The following is a 24,865-nucleotide window of genomic DNA, read 5'->3' on the forward strand; positions in this document are numbered from 1 at the left end:
GGTTTAAACACGATGGCCGACACGGCGGCAGATCCGAAGGACGGTCCGGAGTTCCGGATCGAGCACGACTCGATGGGTGAGGTGCGGGTTCCCGCCCACGCCAAGTGGCGCGCGCAGACCCAGCGGGCGGTGGAGAACTTCCCCATCTCCGGGCAGCGGCTGGAGCGGGCGCACATCGAGGCCCTGGCCCGGATCAAGGGCGCGGCGGCCAAGGTCAACGCCGAGCTGAAGGTGGTGGATCCGGAGATCGCGGCCGCGATCCAGGAGGCGGCCGCCGAGGTCGCGTCGGGCCGCTGGGACGAGCACTTCCCGGTCGACGTCTTCCAGACGGGCTCCGGCACCTCCTCCAACATGAACACCAACGAGGTCATCGCCACGCTCGCCTCCGAGCGGCTCGGCAGCCCGGTCCACCCCAACGACCACGTCAACGCCTCGCAGTCCTCCAACGACGTCTTCCCCTCCTCCATCCACATCGCGGCCACCGCCGCCGTCACCGCCGACCTGATCCCCGCGCTGGACCACCTGGCGGAATCGCTGGGGCGGAAATCGGCCGAGTTCGCGGAGGTCGTGAAGTCCGGCCGTACGCATCTGATGGACGCCACCCCGGTCACCCTCGGCCAGGAGTTCGGCGGCTACGCGGCGCAGATCCGGTACGGCGTGGAGCGGCTGCGCGCCTCGCTGCCGCGCCTGGCCGAACTCCCGCTCGGCGGCACGGCGGTGGGTACCGGCATCAACACGCCGCCCGGCTTCTCCGCCGCCGTGATCGCGGAGGTGGCCGAGGCCACCGGGCTGCCGCTGACCGAGGCCCGCGACCACTTCGAGGCACAGGGCGCCCGGGACGGTCTGGTGGAGACCTCGGGCCAGCTCCGGACGATCGCCGTCTCGCTCACCAAGATCTCCAACGACCTGCGGTGGATGGCCTCGGGCCCGCGCACCGGCCTCGCCGAGATCAACCTGCCCGACCTCCAGCCCGGCTCCTCGATCATGCCCGGCAAGGTCAACCCGGTGATCCCGGAGGCGGTCCTGATGGTCGCCGCCCAGGTGACCGGCAACGACGCCACGGTCGCCGCGGCGGGCGCGGCGGGCAACTTCGAGCTGAACGTGATGCTCCCTGTCATCGCGAAGAACCTGCTGGAGTCCGTACGGCTGCTCGCGGGCGCCTCCCGGCTGCTGGCCGACCGCACGGTGGACGGCATCACCGCCAACGTGGAGCGGGCCCGCGCCTACGCGGAGTCCTCGCCCTCGGTGGTCACCCCGCTCAACAAGTACATCGGGTACGAGGAGGCGGCGAAGGTCGCCAAGCAGTCGCTCAAGGACGGCACGACGATCCGCGAGACCGTCCTGGCCTCGGGTTATGTCGAGCGCGGCGATCTGACGGTGGAGCAACTGGACGCGGCGCTGGACGTGTTGCGGATGACCCGGCCGTAGCGCGTGGGGCACCCTGGGGCTCGTGAGGACCCCGGGGTGACCCACGCCGGGCCGCCCGGGCACACCGGGTGACCTGAGTCGCAGCGGGCGGGGGCGGACGCTCCGTAAGATCCATCCATGACAGGTACGGGAGAGTGCGCACGCTGGGCGCCGGGGGACCAGATCCTCTGGCGCTACCGCGACAACGGCCGGGCCCACCGGGCGCCCGGGGCCCCGCCCGTGCACATCTGCCGCCCGGTGACCGTCGTCCAGGACAGCGCCGAGCTGCTCGCCGTCTGGATGGCGCCCGGCACCGAATGCGTACGCCCGGTCCTGGCCGACGGCACGCAGGTGCACGCCGAGCCGCTCGCCACCCGCTACACCGCGCCGCGCACCACCGCACGCTCCACCTGGTTCGGCACCGGCGTGCTGAAGCTGGCCCGGCCGGGCGACCCGTGGTCGGTCTGGCTCTTCTGGGACCGTGGCTGGCTCTTCCGGAACTGGTACGTGAACCTGGAGGAGCCGCACACCCGGTGGTCCGGAGGAGTGGATTCCGAGGATCACTTTCTCGACATCTCCGTGAACCCGGACCGGAGCTGGAAGTGGCTCGACGAGGACGAGTTCGCCCAGGCGCAGCACGTCGGTCTGATGGACCGTGCGACCGCCGCGGGGGTCCGGGAGGCGGGCCGGGCGGCGGTCGAGGTGATCACCGGGTGGGGCTCGCCGTTCCGGGACGGCTGGGAGCACTGGCGGCCCGATCCGGGGTGGCGCGTTCCGCCGCTGCCGGATGACTGGGACCGCACCCCCGCCCCCATGCCGTCGTGAGACCCTGGATACACCCCACGGGGGCCCGGTCGGCAGGCCCGGCTCTCCGAGGGACACACCGGATCTGACCACAAGTCATCGCACCGGTCGTGCGGCACGACGGGCCACGGACCCGGCCGGACCGCCCGGTCGAAGGACCACCACGAGGGGGTGGAGACGTGCTCGCTGCCCGCTGCCGCCTCACCGTGACCAGACCGGCGCCCGCACGGAACGTCGTCCTCCGGCCATCTCGCGGACGTACGGTTTCGGCCCCTCGTGCCCGGGCATCCGCAGACAGCCGTTGTCCTCATCGCGGTCGCCGGGGCACAGTGGCGCCCCACGAGGCGACTGCCTCATACAACCGGCCCGGACGGACGGAACCCCACGCGTGACGGAGCACCCCACCTCCCACGAAGGCCGGCAGCCGCTCGCGGCACGGCAGCAGGAGCGCACCCGGCCCCGGCAGCAGGACGCGGCGGCCGCGGCCGCCGCGGCCGCGATCCCGTCGCCGGCCGCCGCACCGAACCCCGGGCCCGGACCCGCCGCCGTCACCGAAGCGCAGGCGGCCACCCGCCGCGAGGGCGACCGGCTGCGCTTCGTCGGGGCCGCGACCCGGCGCATCGCGCGCGGCATCGACCTGGACGAGATCGTGCTCGGCCTCTGCCGGGCCAGCGTGCCGACGTTCTCCGACGCGATCCTCGTCTACCTGCGCGACCCGCTGCCGGTCGGCGACGAGCGGCCGGTGAGCCCGTTCGTGCTGCGGCTGCGCCGCTCCGACCGGCTCCGGCACACCGAGGAGGAGAGCGGCGAGACGGGCCCGGAGAGCGAGCGGCTGCGGCCGCTGCTCAGCGACCCGACGGCCGACCTGATGCCCGCCGCCGAGCTGTGCGAGGTCCGTGCGGGCGGCGCGCTGGCCGAGGTGCTGCGCGGCGTGCGGCCGGTCTTCGGCGACTCGGCGGCGGCCCGCGCCGCGCTGCCCGAGCTGCTCGGCCCCGGCCGTCCGGTCCCCACCGGCCACCGCGCGATCCTGGCCCCGCTGCGCGGCCGGCGGCGGGTGATCGGCGCGGCCGTCTTCGTACGGTCCACCGAGCGGCCCGCGTTCGAGGCCAGTGACCTGCTGGTGGCCGCGCAGCTGGCGACGCACACCGCGCTCGGCATCGACAAGGCCGTGCTGTACGGGCGCGAGGCCTACATCGCGGACGAGCTCCAGCGCACGATGCTCCCCGACTCGCTCCCCCAGCCCACCGGCGTGCGCCTCGCCTCGCGCTACCTCCCGGCGGCCGAGACGGCCCGCGTCGGCGGCGACTGGTACGACGCGATCCCGCTGCCCGGCAGCCGGGTCGCGCTGGTCGTCGGCGATGTGATGGGCCACTCCATGACCTCCGCCGCGATCATGGGCCAGCTGAGGACGACCGCGCAGACCCTCGCCCAGCTCGACCTGCCGCCGCAGGAGGTGCTGCACCACCTGGACGAGCAGGCGCAGCGGCTCGGCAGCGACCGCATGGCCACCTGCCTGTACGCGGTGTACGACCCGGTCTCGCACCGGATCACCATCGCCAACGCCGGCCACCCGCCGCCCGTCCTGCTCCACCTGGGCGGCCGGGCCGAGGTGCTGCGGGTGCCGCCGGGCGCCCCGATCGGCGTCGGCGGGGTCGACTTCGAGGCCGTGGAGCTGGACGCGCCGGCCGGCGCCACGCTGCTGCTGTACACCGACGGGCTGGTCGAGTCGCGGCTGCGGGACGTGTGGACGGGGATCGAGCAGCTGCGGGAGCGCCTGGCGGCGACCGCGCAGCTCACCGGCCCGGACCACTCGCCGCCGCTGGAGGCCCTCTGCGACGACGTGCTCGACATGCTGGGGCCGGGCGACCGGGACGACGACATCGCGCTGCTCGCCGCCCGCTTCGACGGGATCGCGCCGAGCGACGTGGCGTACTGGTACCTGGAGCCGGAGGACGCGGCTCCGGGCCGGGCCCGCAGGCTGGCCCGGCGGGCGCTCGCCCGGTGGGGCCTGGACGAGATGTCCGACGAGGTGGAGCTGCTGGTCAGCGAGGTGGTCACCAACGCGGTGCGCTACGCGGAGCGGCCGGTGACGTTGCGGCTGCTGCGGACGGACATCCTGCGCTGCGAGGTCGGCGACGACTCCCCGCAGCTGCCGCGCCAGCGCCGGGCGCGCGAGACGGACGAGGGCGGCCGCGGGCTCTTCCTGGTGAACCGGCTGGCCCGGCGGTGGGGCGCGACGCGGCTGTCGACCGGCAAGGTGGTCTGGTTCGAGATGGCGACGCGCTGACCGGACGTACGCGAAAGAGGGGCGGTGCCGACGTCGGCACCGCCCCTCTTTCGTCATCCGCGCGGGATCAGTCCCCCAGGAAGCCGGGGCGCTCTCCCGGCTGCCCGTCGTCCTCGCCGGGATCCGGCGGCAGCTCGGGGCTCTTCGTGGGCGGAACGGTCGGCGGTGTGATGGTCGGCGGCGGCGAAGGAGTCGGCGGCGACGACGGCGGCGGCGACTCGCTGGGCGGGGTGCTCGGCGTCTTGGACGGCGTCTTCGACGGCGTGGGCTCCTCGGACGGGGTCGGCTCCTCCGACGGCGTCTTCGACGGCGTGGGCGGCGGCGGGACCTCGCCGCGCTCCACGTCCTGGAGGTCGAACTTCGCGTCCGAGCCGCCGCCGAGGGCGCCGAGCGTGTAGTCCGCCCAGATCCGGGCCGGGAAGCCGCCGCCGTTGGCGCGGCCGGAGTTGGCCGTACCGGTGAGGGAGACCTGCCGTCCGCCCTTGGGCGACTCGCCGAAGAGGGCGACGACCGTGGTCAGCTCGGGGGTGTACCCGGCGAACCAGGCCGACTTGTTCTCCTCCGAGGTGCCCGTCTTGCCGGCCGCCCGGTAGGCGGAGGTGTTGGCGGCGCTGCCGGAGCCGGACTCGACGACGCCGGTGAGCGCGGAGGTGACGGTGTCGGCCGATGCGCGGCTGATCACCTGTTCGCGCTTGGGCGCCTCCGGCTTCACCGTACGGTCGCGGTGCTCGGCGGACTGGAGGATGTGCGGGGTGACCTTGCGGCCGTGGTTGTCGAGGGTCGCGTAGACGCCGGCCATGTCCCAGGTGGAGGCGTTCATGGTGCCGAGGGTGACGGCGGGGCGCTCGGGGAAGTTCTTGTCCGGTACGCCGAGGGCGAGCGCGGTCCGCTTGGTGGCGGCGGGCGTCACGTCCACGATCATCTGCGCGAAGACGGAGTTGACCGAGCTGTTCATCGCCTTCTGCACGGAGATCGGACCGTAGCTGCGGTCGTCCTCGTTCTGCGGGGCGAAGTCGGTGTCGCCGCCGACGACGGGCCGCTTGCTGGTGCCGTCGTAGATCGTGTTGAGCCCGATCAGGTTGCCGTTCTGCGTCTCGGACTCGTTCTCCAGGGCGGCGGCGAGCACCAGCGGCTTGAAGGTGGAGGCCGGCTGGTAGTCCTGGCGGGTGGCGTTGTTGACGTAGTGCTTGACGTAGTCCTCGCCGCCGTACATCGCGAGGACCTTGCCGGTCTTCGGGTCGACGGAGGTGGCGCCGGCCTGGACGGTGGCGTCGACCTTGTTGCCGTCGCGGTCCAGCTGCGACTCCAGCTCCTTGTCCACCGACTTCTCCAGCTGCTGCTGGCGCTTCTTGTCGATGGTGAGCGTGAAGGTCCAGCCGCCGGACTCACGGTCCTCGGCGGAGATGCCCTGCTTGTCGAGCTCCTTGTTGACCGCCTCGACGAGATAGCCGGTCTGGCCCTCCATGCCCTTGGCCGGCTTGGGCTTCTGCGGGACCGGGAACTCCTGCTTCGCCCGCTCGGCCTCGCTCAGCCAGCCCATCTCGACCATGTTCTTCAGCGTGTAGGCCCAGCGGTCCTTCACCAGGCGCTTGCCGGTGTCGGTCGCGGTGGCCCAGTCGTACTGGCTCGGGGCCTGGAGGAGGGATGCGAGGTAGGCGCCCTGCGAGACGTTCAGGTCCTTGGCGTCGATGCCGTAGTACGCCTGGGCGGCCGCCTGGATGCCGCTGGCGCCGCGTCCGTAGTAGGCGGTGTTGATGTACCCGGCGAGGATCTGGCCCTTGGACTGGTCCTGGTCGACCTTGAGCGAGATCACCAGCTCCTGGAGCTTGCGGCTGATCGTCGGGTCCTGCGTCAGGTAGTAGTTCTTCACGTACTGCTGGGTGATCGTCGACCCGCCCTGCTTGCCCTTGCCGCTGACCGTGTTGAGCAACGCGCGGGTCGTGCCCTTGAGGTCGATGCCGTCGTCCTCGTAGAAGGTCTTGTTCTCCGCGGCGACGAAGGTGTGCTGCACTTCCTTGGGCACCTGCGCCAGGTCGACGATCTGCCGGTTGACGTCGCCGTTGGACCGGGCGAGGAGCGTGCCGTCGCTGTACTGGTAGACGTTGCTCTGCCGCTGCGCCAAGGCGTTCGGCGCGGGCACGTCGACGTACAGGTAGAGCGCACCGAAGGCGCCCATGCCCAGCAGGACGATCCCGAAGAACGTGCCCAGCAGCTTCTTCCACGTGAAGAGTCTGCGTATGCCGCCGCTCTTCGCAGCCCGGCGCGACTCCTGCGCCCGGGCTCGTCGCGCATCCGCTCGACCCATCGCTGTGTTGCTCCCGCTTCTCTGCTCGACCGGCTCGCTCGGTTCACCCGATTCCGTTCAGACCTGCCAGCTAACACCGTCGGCACGGACGAAAGACAAGCGATCCGGTCTTTTCCGGACGTGACAATCAGCACCCGTTCCCCAGGGAACCGACTCCCCAGGGGTGCGCAAGGTTGCGAGAACCGTTAATGTGACATCACATTGATAGCGCGGCACGAGCCGCACGGAACGGGGGATCCCATGACCGGACAGCACGAAGGACACCGCCCGCAGGCCCTGTCGGCCGAGCTCGACATCGACGCTCCCGACATGCCCGAGCCGCAGGTCAGGGAGGTCACCGCACACTCGATCCCGGGCGGTCTGGGGCTGCTGCTGACGGTGCTCGGGGTGTTCGCCGGGGTCGGTCTCGCCATCGTCGGCGGGGTGATCGGGGCGGGCGGCAACAACGCGGTCGGCGTCCCGCTCTTCGTCTTCGGGGCGCTCCTGGTGATCACCTCGTTCTTCTGCATGAGCGGTGTGAAGATGGTCGCTCCGGGCGAGGCCCGGGTGATCCAGCTCTTCGGGCGGTACGTCGGCACCATCCGCGCCGACGGACTGCGCTGGATCAACCCGCTGACCTCCAGCCAGAAGATCTCCACCCGGGTCCGCAACCACGAGACCGCCGTCCTCAAGGTCAACGACGCCTACGGCAACCCGATCGAGCTGGCCGCGATCGTCGTCTGGAAGGTCGAGGACACCGCCCAGGCGCTCTTCGAGGTCGACGACTTCCTGGAGTTCGTCGCCACCCAGACCGAGGCCGCCGTCCGGCACATCGCCATCGAGTACCCGTACGACGCCCACGATGAGGACGGCCTCTCGCTGCGCGGCAACGCGGAGGAGATCACCGAGAAGCTGGCGATCGAGCTGACCGCCCGGGTGAAGGCGGCGGGCGTCCGGATCATCGAGTCCCGCTTCAGCCACCTCGCGTACGCCCCCGAGATCGCCTCCGCCATGCTCCAGCGCCAGCAGGCCGGCGCGGTCGTCGCGGCCCGACAGCAGATCGTGGAGGGTGCGGTGGGCATGGTCGAGATGGCGCTGGCCCGGATCGCCGAGCAGGAGATCGTGGAGCTGGACTCCGAGCGGAAGGCCGCCATGGTGAGCAACCTGATGGTGGTGCTGTGCGGTGACCGCGCGGCGCAGCCGGTCCTCAATACGGGCAGCCTCTACCAGTGACCGGCGAGCCCCCGCCCCGGCGGACCCCGGCGGACCGGCCGCGGCAGCGCAAGCAGATGGTGCTGCGGCTGGACCCGGCGGTGCACGACGCGCTGGCCCGCTGGGCCTCCGACGAGCTGCGCAGCGCCAACGCGCAGATCGAGTTCCTGCTGCGCCGGGCGCTGAAGGAGGCGGGGCGGCTGCCGGGAGCGGCGGCACCGATCGCCCGCCGGGGCCGGCCGCCCAAACAGCCGCCGGAGGAGCCGCCCACGCCGCCCGCTCCCGAAGCGTAGAAAGCGCCCCTGGCCCGCAACCGCGGGCCAGGGGCGCTTTCCGGACCCGTATACACGGCAGGTATACACACCGTGTACAGTGCTGCGCATGTCTATCGGTCACACCCTCCTAGGGCTCCTGGAATCCGGCCCCCGCCACGGCTACGACCTCAAGCGGACCTTCGACGAGAAGTTCGGCCAGGACCGCCCGCTCCACTACGGCCAGGTCTACTCGACGATGTCCCGCCTCCTGAAGAACGGGCTCGTCGAGGTCGACGGCATAGAGAGCGAAGGGGGGCCCGAGCGTAAGCGCTACGCCATCACGGACGCCGGGATCACCGATGTCTCGCGCTGGCTCATGCAGCCCGAGAAGCCGGAGCCGTACCTCCAGTCGACGCTCTACACCAAGGTCGTCCTGGCGCTCCTGACCGACCGCAGCGCCTCCGACCTGCTGGACTCCCAGCGCTCGGAGCACCTGCGGATGATGCGCATCCTCACCGACCGCAAGCGCAAGGGCGACCTCGCCGACCAACTGATCTGCGACCACGCCCTGTTCCACCTGGAAGCCGATCTGCGCTGGCTGGAACTGACCGCCGCCCGCCTCGGCCAGCTCGCCAAGGTGGTGGCCCCGTGATCCCCGACGGCTCCCTGCTCGCCGCGCACGACCTGCGCAAGACCTACGGCTCGACGCCCGCCCTGGACGGCGCCTCGTTCTCCGTGCACCCTGGCGAGGTCGTCGCCGTGATGGGCCCCTCCGGCTCCGGCAAGTCGACGCTGCTGCACTGTCTGGCCGGGATCATCACGCCGGACTCCGGCACCATCACCTACGCCGGCCGCGAGCTCTCCGCCATGTCGGACGCCGAGCGCAGCGCCCTGCGCCGCAGCGACTTCGGCTTCGTCTTCCAGTTCGGCCAGCTCGTGCCGGAGCTGACCTGCGTGGAGAACGTGGCCCTGCCGCTGCGGCTCAACGGGGTGAAGCGCAAGGCCGCCGAGCGCACCGCCCGGGAGTGGATGGAGCGCCTGGAGGTCGAGGACCTCGGCGCCAAGCGGCCCGGCGAGGTCTCCGGCGGCCAGGGCCAGCGCGTCGCCGTGGCCCGCGCGCTGGCCGGCTCGCCGAAGGTGATCTTCGCGGACGAGCCGACCGGCGCCCTGGACTCCCTCAACGGCGAGCGGGTCATGGAGCTGCTCACCGAGGCGGCCCGCTCCTCCAACGTGGCGGTCGTCCTGGTCACCCACGAGGCCCGGGTCGCCGCCTACTCCGACCGTGACGTCACCGTGCGCGACGGCCGGGCCCGCGACCTGGAGCACGCCGTATGACGCTGCTCGACTCCCGTACCGCCCCCGCCGCCGGACAGGACCCCCCGAAGCCGCCCTCGCGCGGCGCGGCCACCCTCCGGGACCTCGGCCTCGGCATCCGGTTCGCCGCCGCCGGGGGCCGCGAGGGCTGGATCCGTACGCTGCTGACGGCGGTCGGCGTCGGCCTCGGGGTCGCGTTGCTGCTGCTCGCCTCCTCCGTACCGCACATGCTGGACCAACGGAACGGGCGCGACCAGGCGCGCAAGGAGGCCCCGATCTCCGGAGTGCCCGGCGCGAACGCCCCGAAGTCCGACACCTCGGTGGTGGTGGTCGACACGGGCACCGAGTACCACAGCCAGTCCGTGGCGGGATACCTGATGCGCGCCGACGGTACGGCTCCGGCCCGCCCGCCGGGTGTCGACCGCTTCCCCGGGGCGGACGAGATGGTGGTCTCCCCCGCGCTCAAGGAGCTGCTGGCCGCCCCCGGCAACGACCTGCTGCGCGAGCGGCTGCCGTACGAGATCACCGGCACCATCGGCGACACCGGGCTGCGCTCTCCGAACGAACTCCGCTACTACGCGGGCAACGACACCCTCGCACTCGCCTCGGGCGGCCACCGGATCGCCGGGTACGGGGACACCCGCGAGGCCCCACCGCTGTCGCCGCTGCTGGTCATGCTGACCGTGATGGTCTGTGTCGTCCTGCTGGTGCCGGTCGCCATCTTCATCGCCACCGCCGTACGGTTCGGCGGCGAGCGCCGTGACCGCAGACTCGCCGCGCTGCGCCTGGTCGGCGCCGACATCCGCACGACCCGGCGGATCGCCGCCGGGGAGGCGCTGTTCGGAGCGGTCCTCGGGCTGCTGGCCGGGCTGGTCTTCTTCGGGGTGGGACGGCGGTTCGCGGGCTCGGTGGAGGTCTGGGACGTCAGCGCGTTCCCGGCGGACCTGGTGCCCGATCCGCTGCTCGCCGCCCTGATCACCGTGGCGGTGCCGCTGACCGCCGTGCTCGTCACGCTGGTCGCGATGCGCTCCGTGGCGATCGAGCCGCTCGGCGTCGTACGCCGGGGCCGCGACCAGGGCCGCCGGCTCTGGTGGCGGCTGCTGATGCCGGTCGCGGGGCTGGTGGTGCTCGCCTCCACGGGCCGGGTCAGCACCTACGAGTACGCGCCCTTCAACCCGTACTTCATCGCGACCGGTGCCGTGCTCGTGCTGGTCGGGCTCGCCCTGCTGCTGCCGTGGCTGGTCGAGGCGTGCGTGAGCCGGCTGCGCGGCGGCCCGGTGCCCTGGCAGCTCGCCACCCGCAGGCTCCAGTTGAGCAGCGGGGCCGCGTCCCGCGCGGTCAGCGGGGTCACCGTGGCGGTGGCGGGAGCGGTCGCGTTGCAGATGATGTTCGCCGCGATGAACGCCGACTTCAACCGGATGACCGGCCAGGACCCCACGCGGGCCCAGTTCGCCGGGTACTCCGAGAACGTCACGGGCGAGGCGGCCACCTCGGCCATCGCGCAGTTCCGCGCCACCAAGGGCGTGGAGGCCGTCATCGGCTCGGTTCAGGCGTACGCGTCCAAGCCGGGTGTCTACGCCGACGACGACATCCCGCCCACCACCTCGCTGACCGTCGGCACCTGCGCCACCCTGCGCGAACTGGCCCGGATCGGCGCCTGCCAGGACGGCGACACGTTCGTCGTCCACCCGCCGGGTGACCAGGAGATGTCGGACTGGATCGACGAGACGGCCCGCAAGGGCGAGGTCGTCGAGATCGGCTCCGGAAGCGGGAAGCCGGTGCGGTGGACCCTGCCCGCCGACTCCCCGACCGTGCAGGGCCGCACCGACCCGATGGGCGACACGCACTACGGGATCATGGCCACCACCGGGGCGATCGACGCGGGCACGCTGCCCGGCGCGCAGATCACCGCCCAGATCCGGGTCGACCGGAGCGTGCCGGACATCGCCGAGCACGTGCGCAACACGGCGGCCCGGATCGACCCCACGATGCGCTTCGTCACCTTGGACGCGGTGGAGCGCGACCGGCAGTACGAGAGCATCCAGACCGGCCTCAAGGTCGGGGCGACCGTGGTCCTGCTGCTGATCGCCGCCTCGATGCTGGTCTCCCAGCTGGAGCAGTTGCGCGAGCGGAAGCGGCTGTTGTCGGTGCTCGTCGCCTTCGGCACCCGGCGTACGACGCTGAGCTGGTCGGTCCTGTGGCAGACCGCCATCCCCGTGGTCCTCGGCCTCCTGGTGGCGGTCGCGGGCGGGCTGGGGCTCGGCGCGACGCTCACCTGGATGATCGAGAAGAGCGTCTCCGACTGGTGGCTCTTCCTGCCGCTGACCGGGGCGGGGGCTGGGCTGATCCTGCTGGTAACGGCGTTGTCGCTGCCTTCGCTGTGGCGGCTGATGCGGCCGGACGGGCTGCGGACGGAGTAGCGCGGTGCAAGCCGGTGCGGCCAGGAGGCTCCCTCCCGGCCGCACCGGCTTCCGTTCATACGAGACGTACCGGCAGCGGCTCCATCGCACCGCGCAGCGCGGCGCCGAACTCCGCGAACTCGCCGCCGCGCGCGGAGCCCGTACGCATCGCCAGCGCCACCCGCCGGGTCGGTGCCGGGTGGGCGAAGTAGCCGGTGGCCAGGGCGTCGTTGCGGGCGGTCTCCACCGTGACGGCGGTGCGCGGCAGCAGCGTCACCCCGAGCCCACCCGCCACCAGCTGGACCAGCGTGGAGAGCCCGGCGGCGGTCGTGGTGACCGGCGCCCCCTCCGTACGGCCTGCCTCCCGGCAGATGTCCAGGGCCTGGTCACGCAGGCAGTGGCCCTCGTCCAGGAGGAGCAGCGGCAGCTCGCGCAGCGCCTCGCGCGGGATGTCGGCGCGGCCGCCGAGCCAGTGGTCCTGCTCCATGACCAGCACGAAGTCCTCGTCGAAGAGCGGGATCTCGCTCACTCCGGGGACCCCGAGCGGCACGGCGAGGAGCAGCAGGTCCAGCCGCCCGGCGGAGAGCCCCTCCAGCAGCGAGGAGGTCTGCTCCTCGTGGACCTGGAGGTCGAGGTCCGGGTAGCGGTCGTGGACCAGGCGGAGCACGGTCGGCAGGAGGTACGGGGCGACGGTCGGGATCACGCCGAGCCGGAGCACTCCGGTGAACGGCGCGCGGGCGGCCTCCGCCTCCTCCATCAGCGCGGCGACGGCCTCCAGCACGACGCCGGTCCGCGCCGCGAGCCGCTCCCCGGCCGGCGAGAGCAGCACCTTGCGCGTCGTACGCTCGATGAGCTGGACACCCAGTGCCTCCTCCAGGGTGGAGACGGCTCCGGAGAGTGCCGGCTGACTCATCCCGATTGCTGCCGCCGCGTCCCGGAAGTGCAGATGTTCCGCCACGGCCGCGAAGGCGCGCAGCTGCGACAGGCTGGGCTGCCTGGCGGTCGACTTACCGGATGGCTTCGGGCGTATGCCCTGTTTTCCCTGCGCCACTGATAGGCACCTCCGATCATCACGACCGAGTGTAGCTATTTCACTGATCAATGCACTCTGTGCCAAGGTGGATCTCGTCCAACCCTCAGGAACTCCCCCAAAAGGGGAGTTCCAGACGCTGCAAGGAGAGCGCGTGCTCACTGTTGGTGACAAGTTCCCCACGTTCGACCTGACCGCCTGTGTCTCGCTGGAGAGCGGCAAGGAGTTCGAGCAGATCAACCACAAGACCTACGAGGGCAAGTGGAAGATCGTCTTCGCGTGGCCGAAGGACTTCACCTTCGTGTGCCCCACCGAGATCGCCGCCTTCGGCAAGCTGAACGAGGAGTTCGCCGACCGGGACGCACAGGTCCTCGGCTTCTCCGGTGACTCCGAGTTCGTGCACCACGCCTGGCGCAAGGACCACCCGGACCTGACCGACCTGCCCTTCCCGATGCTGGCCGACTCGAAGCACGAGCTCATGCGTGACCTCGGCATCGAGGGCGAGGACGGCTTCGCGCAGCGCGCCGTCTTCATCGTCGACCAGAACAACGAGATCCAGTTCACGATGGTGACCGCCGGTTCCGTGGGCCGTAACCCCAAGGAGGTCCTGCGGGTCCTCGACGCCCTGCAGACCGACGAGCTGTGCCCGTGCAACTGGACCAAGGGCGAGAACACCCTCGACCCGGTCGCGCTCCTCTCGGGCGAGTGAGCTGATACCTATGGCTCTCGATGAACTGAAGTCCGCCATACCGGACTTCGCCAAGGACCTGAAGCTGAACCTCGGTTCGGTCATCGGCAACAGCGACCTCCCGAAGCAGCAGCTGTGGGGCACCGTGCTGGCCTGCGCGATCGCCTCGCGCTCGCCGAAGGTGCTGCGCGAGCTGGAGCCCGAGGCGAAGGCCAACCTCTCGCCGGAGGCGTACACCGCGGCGAAGTCGGCGGCCGCCGTCATGGCGATGAACAACGTCTTCTACCGGACCCGGCACCTGCTGTCGGACCCGGAGTACGGCACGCTCCGCGCGGGCCTGCGGATGAACGTCATCGGCAACCCGGGCGTGGAGAAGGTCGACTTCGAGCTGTGGTCGCTCGCCGTCTCCGCGATCAACGGCTGCGGCCAGTGCCTGGACTCGCACGAGCAGGTGCTCCGCAAGGCCGGTGTGGACCGCGAGACCATCCAGGAGGCCGTCAAGGTCGCCTCGGTGATCCAGGCGGTCGGTGTGACCCTCGACGCCGAGGCCGTACTCGCCGAGTAGTCACCCGCACCACCCCTGACACGAGGAAGAGCCCCGAGGACGACCGACCGTCCTCGGGGCTCTTCTTCTGCCGTTCCGCCTACGGCTGCTTCTCCGGCGGCTCACCCTGCGACGGGTCCCGGCCCTCCGGCGGATCGGGGAAGACGACCGGGGTGACCGGCTCGGGTGGCGGTCCTTCCAGCACCGCGTCCGGGGCGGCCGGTGGCCCGGTCGGCGCGACCCCCAGCGCGGTGGCCCCGTGCTGGCCGCCGACCGCGCGCGGGGCACCGTAGGACCGCAGGTAGCCGACCACCGTATTGGTGACCGCGACGAGCGGTACGGCGACCACCGCACCGCCGATGCCCGCGACCAGGCCGCCCGTCGCCACCGCGAGGACCACGGCCAGCGGGTGGACCCGGACCGCCCGGCCGAGGATGAAGGGCTGGAGGATGTGGCCCTCGATCTGCTGCACCGCGAGCACCACCACCAGCACCATCAGCGCGGTGAACACGCCTTCGGTGACCAGCGCGACGACCACCGCCAGCGCTCCGGAGACCACCGCGCCGAGCAGCGGGATGAAGGCGAACAGGAAGATGAACACGGCCAGCGGCACCGCGAGCGGCACATTGAGGAAGTAGAGGCCGAGGCCGATGAAGATGGCGTCGATCAGGGCGACCAGCACCGTGCCGCGTACGTAGGCGGTCAGCGTCCGCCAGGCGCGCGGCCCGGCCCCCGCGACCCCGGGACGGGCCGCGGCGGGCACCAGCTTCAGCGACCACTCCCAGATCCGCCGGCCGTCGTAGAGCAGGAAGAGAGTGGAGAACATCGCCAGCAGCAGGCCGGTGAGGAACTCCACCATGAAGGTGACGCCCTGGAGGCCGGCGGAGGTGATCTCCTCCGTGTTGGTGCCGATGGTCTCGTTGAGGTTCTTGGCGATGTCGTTGATCTGCGACTCGGTGACGTGGAAGGGGCTGTCCAGCAGCCAGCGCTTCAACTCGTCGATGCCGTCGAGGACCCGGTCGGAGAGCGTGTCGAGGTTCTCCATCACCTGCCACACCACGAACCAGCCGACCAGGCCGATGATGACGAACCCGAGCACCGCCGTGACGGCGGTGGCAAGCCCGTGCGGCAGCCCGTACCGCTTGAGCCGGACGACGGTCGGCTGGAGCATCGCGGTGACGAGCAGCGCGGCGGAGAAGGCGAGGACGACCAGTTGGACGGCGCTGATCACCTGCATCAGCACCCAGAGCGTCCCGGCGAGGACGAGCAGCCGCCACCCCGCCTCGGCCGCGACCCGCATCCCCCACGGGATCGCGGCGACCGGATCGGGCTTGGCGGCGACGGAGGGGGCGTACGTGGGAGGCGCGGGAACCTGTCCGGAGTCCGCGGCGTCCGAGGACCCGTGAGGGTCGTCGTCGCCGTGGGCACGCTCCCGGCGCTCTTCCAGGCGTGCGCCCAGCTCCGTCAGTTCGGACCCGAAGCGGCCCAGCCAGCCTGGCAGTTTTGACATGTCTCTTTCCCTTCCCCCAACTTCGCTCCCCAGCGCTGCCAGGTTCGCCGGATGCGACCGTACACGCGCGAAGCCCCCCACCGCGTGCGCGGTGGGGGGCTTCGGGAGGGCTGTTCGCCCCTAGTACCAGTTGTTGGCCTGCCAGAAGGACCAGGCGCCGCACGGGGAGCCGTAGCGGCTGTCCATGTAGCTGAGGCCCCACTTGATCTGGGTGGCCGGGTTGGTCTGCCAGTCGGCGCCGGCGGAGGACATCTTGTGACCCGGGAGGGCCTGCATCAGTCCGTACGCCCCGGAGGACGGGTTGGTCGCGCGGTAGTTCCAGGTGGACTCGTGGTTCACGATGTTGCTGAAGCACTGGAACTGGTCCGCGGGAACCATCTGGCGGGCCATCGCCTGCACATCGGACACGGAGTACGAGCCCTGCGCGGAGAACGAGGAGGCGTCGCGGACGGAGGACCGGCTGGCGCGCTCGGCCTCTTCCTTCTTCTCCTTCTCCGCCTTCTCCTTGGCCAGCCGCTCGGCCTCGGCCTTCGCCTCGGCCGCCGCCTTCTTGGACTTGGCGTCCTTGGCGGCCTGGAGACGGGCGGACTCCTCGGCCGACTTCTTCGCGACGGCGTCGGCCGCGGATGCCTGGGCATCGGCCTGCTGCGTCAGCGAAGCGATCTGGACCTGGGCCTGCTGGCCCGCGGGGATGTCTGCGAGCAGCGTGGTGTCGGCTGCGGCAGCCTCGAAGTTGTTGTCGTCGGCGGCAGGTGCGCCGCCCGCGGCAACGCCTACGACGGCGCCGACGGTGGTGACCGCGGTGGCAGATGCCACGGCGAACCCCCGGACCGAGATCCGGCTCACATGGTGTCCTTCCAGCATCGTCCGCTTAGGTGACCTCGCGGGCGCGTTCGTGCCCCTGGCACTGGCCTCCCTACTGCGTGGGTCACGGGAGGCACGGGCCCGATGGGCGACCCCGGTGAAGGGATCGCCGCGTGGTACTCGCGGGCGGCATACGGCGGTTGCGTGTGGAGTTGTGTGGTGCGTGGCGCCTCTGGAGGTGCCCAAGTGCCGTATGCGGGGCCTGACGGAAGCAAGACTCTGCCGGACGGGGATGCCACGGGGCAATTCTGTGTTGCGTGGGAAAGGTCACACCCCGTTTGGGCCATCCGTTTGACGGAAATGACGGCGCAACACAAGGCCGCCCGGCTAAGCTCTTTGGCTCGCCGGGCGGCACGAACAAGGACATGCAGGTCAGATGTGGCCTTCCTCCAGCATTTCGGTCACCAGTGCGGCGATCTGGGAACGCTCCGAACGTGTGAGCGTCACATGCGCGAAGAGCGGATGCCCCTTCAGCTTCTCGACCACGGCGACGACTCCGTCGTACCGGCCGACCCGGAGGTTGTCCCGCTGGGCCACGTCATGGGTGAGCACCACGCGCGAATTCGCCCCGATCCGGGACAACACGGTCAGCAGCACGTTCCGTTCGAGGGACTGCGCCTCGTCCACGATCACGAACGCGTCGTGGAGCGAGCGGCCGCGGATGTGGGTGAGCGGCAGGACCTCCAGCATCCCGCGCCCCAGCACCTCCTCGATGACCTCGCGCCCGGCGACCGCCGAGAGCGTGTCGAAGACCGCCTGCGCCCAGGGGCTCATCTTCTCGGCCTCGCTGCCGGGGAGATAGCCGAGCTCCTGGCCGCCCACCGCGTACAGCGGGCGGAAGACCATCACCTTCTTGTGCTGCTGGCGCTCCAGCACCGCCTCCAGACCGGCGCAGAGCGCGAGCGCGGACTTTCCGGTGCCGGCCCGGCCGCCCAGCGAGACGATGCCGACGTCCTGGTCGAGCAGCAGGTCCAGCGCGATCCGCTGCTCGGCGCTGCGGCCGTGGATACCGAACGCCTCCCGGTCGCCCCGCACGAGCCGCACATTGCCCTCGGCCGTCACCCGGCCGAGCGCCTTGCCGCGCTCGGACTGGAGGACGAGCCCGGTGTGGACGGGCAGCTCGGCGGCCTCGGGGACGTAGAGCGTCTCCTCGGTGAAGAGCAGGTCGACCTGCTCCCCCGAGAGGGACAGCTCGGTCATCCCGGTCCAGCCGGAGTCGGTGATGGCGAGCTCGGCCCGGTACTCCTCGGCGAGGAGGCCGACCGAGGAGGCCTTGATCCGCAGGGGCAGGTCCTTGGAGACGACCGTGACGTCGTACCCCTCCGCCTGGAGGTTGCGCGCGACCGCGAGAATCCGTGAGTCGTTGTCCCCCAGCCGGTAGCCGGCGGGCAGGACGCCGGGGTCGGAGTGGTTGAGTTCGACGCGGAGCGTCCCGCCCAGATCCCCGAGCGGGATCGGGGCGTCCAGCCGGCCGTACCGGATCCGGAAGTCGTCCAGCAGGCGCAGGGCCTGCCGGGCGAAGTATCCGAGCTCCGGATGGTGCCGTTTGGCCTCCAGCTCCGTGACCACCACGATCGGCAGCACGACTTCGTGCTCGTCGAAGCGGGCCATGGCTCCGGGATCGGCCAGCAGGACGCTGGTGTCGAGAACGTATGTGCGCCTGTCGGGCATGCGGCGCTTGCTACTGGTCACCACGGAAGGACGTACCCCCTCGGACGAGGTCGGGGAGTGCGACGGACGGTCGCGGAGCTTCCCGAAGGAGAGGACGGACCGGGATCGGGCCCCTGTGCGCGGGCCGGACCACGGCCACCACGTCGGCCGCAGGCTGTCTGCGTCCACGGCTACGGGCCTTCGTGCGCAAAGGACCTCCCGGGCGAGCGGACTGGGTGCCGCTCACTTGGATGCGACATCCGCCTGGTTGGTGACCGGATGTCGACCTGCCAGGGGTATTCCCTGTTCGACCCGAAGCCATGCCGCTGCATATGACACGGTGTGGAGAAGTCCCGGTGGACGCACGATGACGCCGTACATACGCGATGGCTCCTCTATATAGAGGAGCCATCGGGCCGTACGGGTGCAGGGGCCGGTTCAGGCCCCGTAGCGGCGGTGGCGGGCGGCGTAGTCGCGCAGCGCCCGCAGGAAGTCGACCTTGCGGAAGGCCGGCCAGAAGACCTCGCAGAAGTAGTACTCCGAATGGGCGCTCTGCCAGAGCATGAAGCCCGACAGGCGCTGCTCGCCGCTCGTCCGGATCACCAGGTCGGGGTCGGGCTGGCCGCGGGTGTAGAGGTGCTCGGAGATCAGGTCGGTGGAGACGATCTCCGCCAGCTCCTCGAAGGTCGTACCGCGCTCCGAGTGCTCCAGGAGCAGCGAGCGCACGGCGTCCGCGATCTCCTGGCGGCCGCCGTAGCCGACGGCGACATTGACGATTATCCCGTCGACATGGGACGTCGACTGCTCGGCCTCCTTGAGCACCGTCTGCGTCCCGGCGGGCAGCAGGTCGAGCGTGCCGACGTGGTGGACGCGCCAGCGGCCGTCGGAGGCGAGGTTGCGCACGGTGTTCTCGATGATGCCGAGGAGCGGTTTCAGCTCGTGTTCGGGCCGGTCGAAGTTGTCCGTGGAGAGCATCCAGAGGGTGACGACCTCGACATCGGTCTCGCTGCACCAGCCGAGCAGCTCGGAGATCTTGTCCGCGCCGGCCTGGTGGCCCTGCACGGCCGAGCCGCCGGACGCCTTCGCCCACCGGCGGTTGCCGTCGAGGATGACCCCGATGTGCTTCGGCACCTGATCGTGGTCCAGGCGGCCTTCCACCCGGCGCGCGTAGAGCCTGTACACCAGGTCGCGGAAGTTCACTGAGTTCACCCTCTCGGTTCCGTACGGGCCCCGGGGCCCGCCCTCCCCGTCGCCGGGGGTCGTCCGGGGTCAGCCCCCGCAGGGGAGCGCCGCGCGGTCCGCACGGACCCGCGCGGGTATGAGCCGCGCCGCACGGCGGCTTTCCCGAAGCCGCCACATTACTGCGATCGGGTCACGGGGGCCCAACCCGGTCTGTCACAACTCCGTGATAAGGAGGGAAAGTGACTGATTACCTCTCCCCAGAGCTCTACTACCGCGCTGCCGACACGCGCTACGACACCATGGAGTACCGCCGCACCGGCCGCAGCGGGCTCAAGCTGCCCGCCCTCTCGCTGGGTCTGTGGCACAACTTCGGCGACGACCGTTCGCTGCACTCCCAGCGGGCGATCCTGCGCCGCGCCTTCGATCTCGGGGTGACGCACTTCGACCTGGCGAACAACTACGGCCCGCCGCCCGGTTCGGCCGAGCTGAACTTCGGCAAGCTCTTCGCCCAGGATTTCGCGCCGTACCGGGACGAACTGGTCCTTTCCACCAAGGCCGGCTATCTGATGCACCCCGGCCCGTACGGCGAGTGGGGTTCGCGGAAGTACCTGCTGTCCTCCCTGGACGCCTCGCTCAAGCGGATGGGCGTGGAGTACGTCGACGTCTTCTACTCGCACCGCTTCGACCCGCACACCCCGCTGGAGGAGACGATGGGCGCGCTGGCGTCCGCCGTCCAGCAGGGCAAGGCGCTGTACGTCGGTGTCTCCTCGTACAACGCCGAGCAGACGGCGGAGGCGGCCGGGCTGCTGCGGGAGATGGGCGTCCCGGCCCTGATCCACCAGCCGTCCTACTCCATGATCAACCGCTGGATCGAGGACGACGGCCTGCTCGACACCCTGGAGGCGGCCGGCATGGGCTGCATCTCCTTCGTGCCGCTCGCCCAGGGCCTGCTCACGAACAAGTACCTGAAGGGCATCCCGGAGGGCTCGCGCGCGACCCAGGGCAAGTCGCTGGACCCGGGCCTGCTCTCGGACGAGGTCCTGCGCCGGCTGCGCGGCCTGAATGACATCGCGCAGGGCCGCGGCCAGTCGCTCGCCCAGCTGGCCATCGCATGGGTGCTGCGTGACAGCCGGATGACGTCGGCGCTGATCGGCGCGTCGAGCGTGAAGCAGCTGGAGGAGAACGTGGCGGCGCTGGCCGGCCCGGCGCTGACGGCGGCGGAGCTGAAGGAGATCGACACCTTCGCGGTGGACACCGAGGGCACGAACATCTGGGCGGGGCGCGGCTGACAGCGGGTCAGGGGGCGAGAGGGCGGATAAGGGATCCGGCGGGACGAGTCCCGTTACCGGCCCAGAAAAAACGGGCCGGTCCGTGGGGGGGGGGATACGGACCGGCCCGAGGGGGGGGTTTCCACTGTAACCCTTCGTAAGTCCTGACGCGTGCCACGCCACTCCACAACTACTCTCCGGATTCACCGGACTCCGTAAGGGGGCCGGTCGGAGGCGCTGCGGACGCCTCGCGCGGGCCCGGATTCGTCCCCGGTATCGAGGGGGCGTGGAGTGGCGCGAGCTTGACGGCATGAGATGCGTGACGACCCTCCGCGCACTTGCGGACAGGATTTGTCCTGATGAGCTTCTAGGTTCGTCCTATGACGAGCCGAGCCCGTAGGACCGTGACCGTGAGCTGGCCCGAGGCGAACGCCCGCAGAATGGAGCGCCAGCACCTGTCGGGCCCGGCGCCCGGCCTCTCCCCCGCCGACGTGGCCGGCGCGATGCTCGGTGCGCACGCCCAGGTGCTGTCGGCGGCCGAGCTGTCGGTCGGGCTGCGCGGCGAGGGGCTGACGCGCGCGGACGTGCGTACGGCACTGTGGGCCGACGACCCGGCCCGGCGGACCCTGGTCAAGACGTTCGGGCCGCGCGGCACGGTCCATCTGCTGCCGGCGGCCGACCTGCCGCTGTGGACCGGCGCGCTCTCCGCCGTACCGACCGGCCCGAACCCGTTCCCCAAGGACACCCGGATGACCCCGGACCAGGTGGAGGAGGTCGTGGCGGCGATCGGGACGGCGCTGACCGGGACGGAGCTGACGGTCGACGAGCTCTCCGAGGCGGTCGTCGCGCGGACCGGGCCGTGGGCCGGGGACCTGGTGATGCCCGGCTTCCAGGAGATGTGGCCGCGCTGGCGGCAGGTCCTGCACCTGGCGGGACACCGGGGCGCGCTCGCCTACGCGCCGAACCGGGGCCGCCGGGCGACCTACACGAACCCCGGGTACACCCCCTTGCCGGGCCCGGAGGCGCAGGCGGCGCTGGTGGAGCGGTACCTGCACGCGTACGGTCCGGCCACTCCGGCCCACTTCGCGCGGTGGCTCGCCGCGCCGAAGCGGTGGGCGGACGGGCTGTTCGCCTCGCTGGCCGGTTCCGGCGCGATCGAGGAGGTGGCGTTCGCGGAGGCCGGGCCCGCCTGGGTGGTGGCGGGCGACACGGACTTCCCCGCCGGTCCGGTACGGGGCGTGCGCCTGCTCCCGTACTTCGACGCGTTCACCATCGCCTCGCAGCCCCGCGAGCGGCTCTTCCCCGGCCGGGCGTACGAACGTGCGCTCGGCGGCGGCCAGGCGGGGAACTACCCGGTGCTGCTGGTGGACGGCACGGTGGCGGGCGTCTGGCACCAGCGCCGCTCGGGCCGACGGATCGCGGTGACGGTGGAGCCATTGGAGCCGCTGTCGGCGGCGCGGCTGCGGGCGCTGGAGGAGGAGGCCGAACGGGTGGGGGCGGTCATGGAGGGGCGGGCGGAGCTGACGGTGGGGACGGTGTCGGTGGGGCCGCACGCGTAGAGGGCGTGCGTGTAGGGGGCGTGCGTGTGGAGGGCGTACGTGCGGAGGGCTCTCGGGCGGGGGCGCTCTCAGTGCGGGTTGAAGCGGACCGCCAGGGTGTCTCCCGCCGCGACCACGAAGTCGCCCTGCTCGCAGCGGATGACCGCCTCGTGGACCTCGCCGTTGCCGTCTCTGCGCTCCAGCGTGCCGACGACCGTCCAGGCGCCCCCGTACGGCACGGGCGGCAGCTGCGTCAGGGGGGCGTGCTGCCACTGGTTGGCCGGTACGCACCAGTCCGGCAGCAGCGGCCAGGCGCCCGGGGTGACGCGTAACGTCCAGTCGGAGGTACAGGTCAGCAGGACGGACTGGTCCCGGTCGATCACGAACTCCACGGCCTCCGGCTCGCCGGCTCGCCCTTCGGGCCGGTAGAAGATCCCGTGCACGGCGGTGATCCGGGACCCCGTGAGCCAGTCGGCATTGCCGCTCCGGGCGCGTCCGGCCGGAGCTCCGTGCTCTTCCCTCTCCACCCTCATGGCCGCTCCCCGTCTCCCTCGCTGGGCCTGCTCCCGCCGTGTAGGACGGCTGCTCGTGCGATCGCGTTGCCTGCCGGGCAAGGCTGAACTGGCTTTCGGGGTAAGCAGGTTGACACTCGTCGGTACGTCACAGGGGCTTGCGGGCCTCAATCAGGAAGCGGGTGGTGTGGGCGAGGAACGGGCCCTCTTCTTCGATCTTCCGGTGGAGCGCGGCCAGTTGGGGCCGGTACTGCTCGACGGTGAAGCCGGGCACCATCCAGATCACCTTGCGGAGGAAGTAGACGACCGCGCCGATGTCGAAGAACTCGGTACGCAGCCGCTCCGGCCGCAGAGCGACGACCTCAAGGCCGGCCGCCTCGGCGGCGGTGCGCGCGTCCTCGGGGCCGCGGGCGCTGCGGACCCCGGGCGGCTGCGGGCCGAGGAAGAACTCGACGAGCTCGAAGACGCTGGCGGGTCCGACCTGCTGCGAGAAGTACGTACCGCCGGGTGCGAGCACGCGGGCGATCTCCTCCCACCAGGTGGTCACCGGATGCCGGCTGACCACCAGGTCGAAGGCCGCGTCACCGAAGGGCAGCGGCGGCTCGTCCGCGTCCGCGACGACGACGGCACCGAGCGGGTGCAGGAGCGCGGTGGCGCGGGCGATGTTCGGCGGCCAGGACTCGGTGGCCACCATGACCGGCGGGAGGACCGGCGCGGCCGCGAGCACCTCGCCGCCGCCGGTCTGGATGTCGAGCGCGGCCCGCGCCTCACCGAGCCGGTCCGCCATGGCGCGCGCGTATCCCCAGGAGGGTCGCTGCTCGGTGGCCCGGCCCTCCAGCCAGGAGAAGTCCCACCCGTCGACGGAGACGGAGTCCGCCTCGGCGACGAGGGCCTCGAACCGGTCACGGGAGGCGGCGGAGGCGAAGGACGGGGCGGAGCGAGGGGCCGGGCGGGACGGAGGGGGCGGAGGGGACTGTTCGGACATACAGGGATGGTGTCAGGCCGGGGGTGGGTCGCGCGAATGGATTCCGGGGCGTAGAAGGGACGGGGCGTGCGGGCTGCCAGGCCTGTTCACCGGCTGAGCCCCGGGGCTCAGACCGCCAGAGCCCCCAGCAGTACGCCGACCAGCGCGCCCGCGATCATGAACGGCCCGAACGGGATGCCGGTCTTGCGCCCCGCGCGTCGGAGCAGGACGAGCCCGAGTCCGTACGCCGCGCCGAACAGGAACCCGGCGAACCCGCCCAGGAACAGCACCTCCCAGCCGTACCAGCCGAGGGCGAGGCCCAGGGTGAGGGCCAGCTTCACATCGCCGAAGCCCATGCCGTCCGGGTTGATGAGGAAGAGCAGGAGGTAGAAGCCGCCGAGCACGAGCCCGCCGAGGAGCCCGGAGGTCCAGGATCCGGCATGACCGGGGAGGAGGGCGGCGCCGCCGAGCAGGAGCACGGCCGCGGCGGCGAGAGGCAGGGTGAGCGGGTCGGGCAGCCGGTGGACGCGGCGGTCGACGGTGGCGAGGAGGACGGCGGGCGGGGTGAGGAGCAGCCACGCGGCCAGCTCGGGCCGGGCCCCGGTGGCGGCGGCGAGCGCGAGGCAGGCGAGGACGGTGACGAGGGGAGCGAGGGCGCCGGGGGCGTAGGGGACGCGGCCGGGACGCGGGGAGCGGGGAGCGGCGGTGCCTTCGGCCGCCTGCGGCTGGGGGGCGTGGCCTTCGTCTCCGTACGGTACGGGGCCGGGCTCCTCGTCTCCGTACGGTACGGGGCCGGGCTCCTCACCTCCGTACGGTACGGGGCCGGGCTCCTCACCTCCGTACGGTACGGGGCCGGGCTCCTCACCTCCGTACGGTACGGGGCCGGGCCCTTCGCCTCCGTGCCGTACGGGGGCTTGCGTGCCGGGGAGGCAGGAGGTGCAGCGCGCCGGGCCGAGCCAGCCGGCGAGCGGGCCCGTGAGCGGGTGGCCGGCGGGGCAGGTGGTGTGCCAGGGCTTCTCGGGGTCGACGGCGAACCGGTACGCGGCGCGCGGGATCAGCAGTCCGGTGACTCCACCCCAGACAGCGGCGACGGCGAGCAGCGCGAGGTCCACACCACGACCCTAATCGGCCGCGCGGACAGGGAGCTTGGGCCC

21 protein-coding genes are annotated in these 24,865 nt (G+C 71.5%); 12 read left to right on the forward strand and 9 right to left on the reverse strand.

Annotated elements, in window-relative coordinates; translation table 11 throughout:
- Nucleotides 1–12: 12 nt before the first annotated feature.
- The 3 genes from ACIRR8_RS07915 to ACIRR8_RS07925 all read left to right on the forward strand — a co-directional run bounded on the left by ACIRR8_RS07915 (nt 13) and on the right by ACIRR8_RS07925 (nt 4,498).
- Nucleotides 13–1,428: a class II fumarate hydratase gene (locus ACIRR8_RS07915; RefSeq protein WP_404060353.1), complete on the forward strand. Its 1,416-nt coding sequence runs from the start codon at nt 13–15 to the stop codon at nt 1,426–1,428.
- A gap of 117 nt (nt 1,429–1,545) precedes the next feature.
- Complete coding sequence (locus ACIRR8_RS07920) at nt 1,546–2,232, forward strand: DUF402 domain-containing protein (RefSeq protein WP_404060355.1); 687 nt, start codon at nt 1,546–1,548, stop codon at nt 2,230–2,232.
- 367 nt (nt 2,233–2,599) lie between these two features.
- A complete protein-coding gene (locus ACIRR8_RS07925; RefSeq protein ID WP_404060358.1) occupies nt 2,600–4,498 on the forward strand; it encodes a SpoIIE family protein phosphatase in 1,899 nt (632 codons plus the stop codon).
- Nucleotides 4,499–4,565: 67 nt separating this feature from the next.
- Here ACIRR8_RS07925 and ACIRR8_RS07930 read toward each other — a convergent pair whose 3' ends face one another.
- On the reverse strand, nt 4,566–6,803 hold the full coding sequence (locus tag ACIRR8_RS07930; RefSeq protein ID WP_404060360.1) for a transglycosylase domain-containing protein: 2,238 nt from the start codon (nt 6,801–6,803) through the stop codon (nt 4,566–4,568).
- 240 nt (nt 6,804–7,043) lie between these two features.
- On the opposite strand from ACIRR8_RS07930, the gene ACIRR8_RS07935 reads away from it, so the two are divergent.
- The 5 genes from ACIRR8_RS07935 (at nt 7,044) to ACIRR8_RS07955 (ending at nt 11,982) form a co-directional block, all read left to right on the forward strand.
- Nucleotides 7,044–8,015, forward strand: coding sequence for an SPFH domain-containing protein (locus ACIRR8_RS07935; protein WP_404060363.1), 972 nt, complete (start codon nt 7,044–7,046; stop codon nt 8,013–8,015).
- On the forward strand, nt 8,012–8,287 hold the full coding sequence (locus tag ACIRR8_RS07940; protein WP_404060365.1) for a hypothetical protein: 276 nt from the start codon (nt 8,012–8,014) through the stop codon (nt 8,285–8,287). Before ACIRR8_RS07935 ends, ACIRR8_RS07940 begins: the two co-directional genes overlap by 4 nt.
- A gap of 88 nt (nt 8,288–8,375) precedes the next feature.
- The gene (locus ACIRR8_RS07945; RefSeq protein WP_382069817.1) at nt 8,376–8,900 is read left to right on the forward strand and encodes a PadR family transcriptional regulator; all 525 of its coding nucleotides are present in this window, start codon (nt 8,376–8,378) and stop codon (nt 8,898–8,900) included.
- On the forward strand, nt 8,897–9,583 hold the full coding sequence (locus tag ACIRR8_RS07950; protein ID WP_404060368.1) for an ABC transporter ATP-binding protein: 687 nt from the start codon (nt 8,897–8,899) through the stop codon (nt 9,581–9,583). The genes ACIRR8_RS07945 and ACIRR8_RS07950 overlap by 4 nt, the downstream gene beginning before the upstream one ends.
- Nucleotides 9,580–11,982, forward strand: a complete 2,403-nt coding sequence (locus ACIRR8_RS07955; RefSeq protein ID WP_404060371.1) for an FtsX-like permease family protein — start codon at nt 9,580–9,582, stop codon at nt 11,980–11,982. Before ACIRR8_RS07950 ends, ACIRR8_RS07955 begins: the two co-directional genes overlap by 4 nt.
- A 55-nt stretch (nt 11,983–12,037) precedes the next feature.
- Here ACIRR8_RS07955 and ACIRR8_RS07960 read toward each other — a convergent pair whose 3' ends face one another.
- Nucleotides 12,038–13,012 (reverse strand): hydrogen peroxide-inducible genes activator, encoded by a 975-nt coding sequence (locus ACIRR8_RS07960; RefSeq protein ID WP_404060374.1) that lies wholly within the window; start codon nt 13,010–13,012, stop codon nt 12,038–12,040.
- A 133-nt stretch (nt 13,013–13,145) separates the two neighbouring features.
- Between ACIRR8_RS07960 and ACIRR8_RS07965 the strand changes: the two genes are divergently transcribed.
- Nucleotides 13,146–13,700 (forward strand): peroxiredoxin, encoded by a 555-nt coding sequence (locus ACIRR8_RS07965; protein ID WP_109163845.1) that lies wholly within the window; start codon nt 13,146–13,148, stop codon nt 13,698–13,700.
- Between the two features lie 10 nt (nt 13,701–13,710).
- Nucleotides 13,711–14,244 carry an alkyl hydroperoxide reductase gene (locus ACIRR8_RS07970; protein ID WP_109979359.1) on the forward strand — a complete coding sequence of 178 codons (534 nt, stop codon included), beginning with the start codon at nt 13,711–13,713 and terminating at the stop codon, nt 14,242–14,244.
- A 79-nt stretch (nt 14,245–14,323) separates the two neighbouring features.
- On the opposite strand, the gene ACIRR8_RS07975 is transcribed toward ACIRR8_RS07970, so the two are convergent.
- The 4 genes from ACIRR8_RS07975 to ACIRR8_RS07990 all read right to left on the reverse strand — a co-directional run bounded on the left by ACIRR8_RS07975 (nt 14,324) and on the right by ACIRR8_RS07990 (nt 19,447).
- Complete coding sequence (locus tag ACIRR8_RS07975) at nt 14,324–15,733, reverse strand: AI-2E family transporter (RefSeq protein WP_404060377.1); 1,410 nt, start codon at nt 15,731–15,733, stop codon at nt 14,324–14,326.
- Between the two features lie 120 nt (nt 15,734–15,853).
- Nucleotides 15,854–16,579 (reverse strand): transglycosylase SLT domain-containing protein, encoded by a 726-nt coding sequence (locus tag ACIRR8_RS07980; protein WP_404060380.1) that lies wholly within the window; start codon nt 16,577–16,579, stop codon nt 15,854–15,856.
- A gap of 390 nt (nt 16,580–16,969) precedes the next feature.
- Nucleotides 16,970–18,292, reverse strand: coding sequence for a PhoH family protein (locus ACIRR8_RS07985; protein WP_128847652.1), 1,323 nt, complete (start codon nt 18,290–18,292; stop codon nt 16,970–16,972).
- Between the two features lie 393 nt (nt 18,293–18,685).
- Nucleotides 18,686–19,447: an isoprenyl transferase gene (locus tag ACIRR8_RS07990; RefSeq protein WP_404060756.1), complete on the reverse strand. Its 762-nt coding sequence runs from the start codon at nt 19,445–19,447 to the stop codon at nt 18,686–18,688.
- 221 nt (nt 19,448–19,668) lie between these two features.
- Between ACIRR8_RS07990 and mgrA the strand changes: the two genes are divergently transcribed.
- Together mgrA and ACIRR8_RS08000 are read left to right on the forward strand one after the other, a co-directional pair.
- Nucleotides 19,669–20,718, forward strand: coding sequence for an L-glyceraldehyde 3-phosphate reductase (mgrA, locus tag ACIRR8_RS07995; RefSeq protein WP_404060384.1), 1,050 nt, complete (start codon nt 19,669–19,671; stop codon nt 20,716–20,718).
- A gap of 359 nt (nt 20,719–21,077) precedes the next feature.
- Nucleotides 21,078–22,256 carry a winged helix DNA-binding domain-containing protein gene (locus tag ACIRR8_RS08000; protein WP_404060387.1) on the forward strand — a complete coding sequence of 393 codons (1,179 nt, stop codon included), beginning with the start codon at nt 21,078–21,080 and terminating at the stop codon, nt 22,254–22,256.
- Between the two features lie 68 nt (nt 22,257–22,324).
- Here the strand turns inward: ACIRR8_RS08000 and ACIRR8_RS08005 are convergent, their stop codons facing one another.
- The 3 genes from ACIRR8_RS08005 to ACIRR8_RS08015 form a co-directional block, all read right to left on the reverse strand.
- Nucleotides 22,325–22,768 (reverse strand): hypothetical protein, encoded by a 444-nt coding sequence (locus ACIRR8_RS08005; RefSeq protein ID WP_404060390.1) that lies wholly within the window; start codon nt 22,766–22,768, stop codon nt 22,325–22,327.
- 127 nt (nt 22,769–22,895) lie between these two features.
- Nucleotides 22,896–23,732, reverse strand: a complete 837-nt coding sequence (locus ACIRR8_RS08010) for a class I SAM-dependent methyltransferase (protein WP_404060393.1) — start codon at nt 23,730–23,732, stop codon at nt 22,896–22,898.
- Between the two features lie 107 nt (nt 23,733–23,839).
- On the reverse strand, nt 23,840–24,823 hold the full coding sequence (locus ACIRR8_RS08015; RefSeq protein WP_404060396.1) for a prepilin peptidase: 984 nt from the start codon (nt 24,821–24,823) through the stop codon (nt 23,840–23,842).
- Nucleotides 24,824–24,865: the final 42 nt, after the last annotated feature.

It is taken from the genome of Streptomyces sp. NPDC101178 (genome assembly GCF_044767965.1).
Classification (GTDB): domain Bacteria; phylum Actinomycetota; class Actinomycetes; order Streptomycetales; family Streptomycetaceae; genus Streptomyces.

Excerpts from the sequence above, each read along its gene's own strand:
- ACIRR8_RS07915 (WP_404060353.1), top strand. The coding sequence starts at position 13 with ATGGCCGACACGGCGGCAGATCCGAAGGACGGTCCGGAGTTCCGGATC.
- ACIRR8_RS07920 (WP_404060355.1), top strand. The coding sequence starts at position 1,546 with ATGACAGGTACGGGAGAGTGCGCACGCTGGGCGCCGGGGGACCAGATC.
- ACIRR8_RS07930 (WP_404060360.1), bottom strand. The coding sequence starts at position 6,803 with ATGGGTCGAGCGGATGCGCGACGAGCCCGGGCGCAGGAGTCGCGCCGG.
- ACIRR8_RS07935 (WP_404060363.1), top strand. The coding sequence starts at position 7,044 with ATGACCGGACAGCACGAAGGACACCGCCCGCAGGCCCTGTCGGCCGAG.
- ACIRR8_RS07945 (WP_382069817.1), top strand. The coding sequence starts at position 8,376 with ATGTCTATCGGTCACACCCTCCTAGGGCTCCTGGAATCCGGCCCCCGC.
- ACIRR8_RS07955 (WP_404060371.1), top strand. The coding sequence starts at position 9,580 with ATGACGCTGCTCGACTCCCGTACCGCCCCCGCCGCCGGACAGGACCCC.
- ACIRR8_RS07970 (WP_109979359.1), top strand. The coding sequence starts at position 13,711 with ATGGCTCTCGATGAACTGAAGTCCGCCATACCGGACTTCGCCAAGGAC.
- ACIRR8_RS07975 (WP_404060377.1), bottom strand. The coding sequence starts at position 15,733 with ATGTCAAAACTGCCAGGCTGGCTGGGCCGCTTCGGGTCCGAACTGACG.
- ACIRR8_RS08000 (WP_404060387.1), top strand. The coding sequence starts at position 21,078 with ATGACGAGCCGAGCCCGTAGGACCGTGACCGTGAGCTGGCCCGAGGCG.
- ACIRR8_RS08005 (WP_404060390.1), bottom strand. The coding sequence starts at position 22,768 with ATGAGGGTGGAGAGGGAAGAGCACGGAGCTCCGGCCGGACGCGCCCGG.
- ACIRR8_RS08010 (WP_404060393.1), bottom strand. The coding sequence starts at position 23,732 with ATGTCCGAACAGTCCCCTCCGCCCCCTCCGTCCCGCCCGGCCCCTCGC.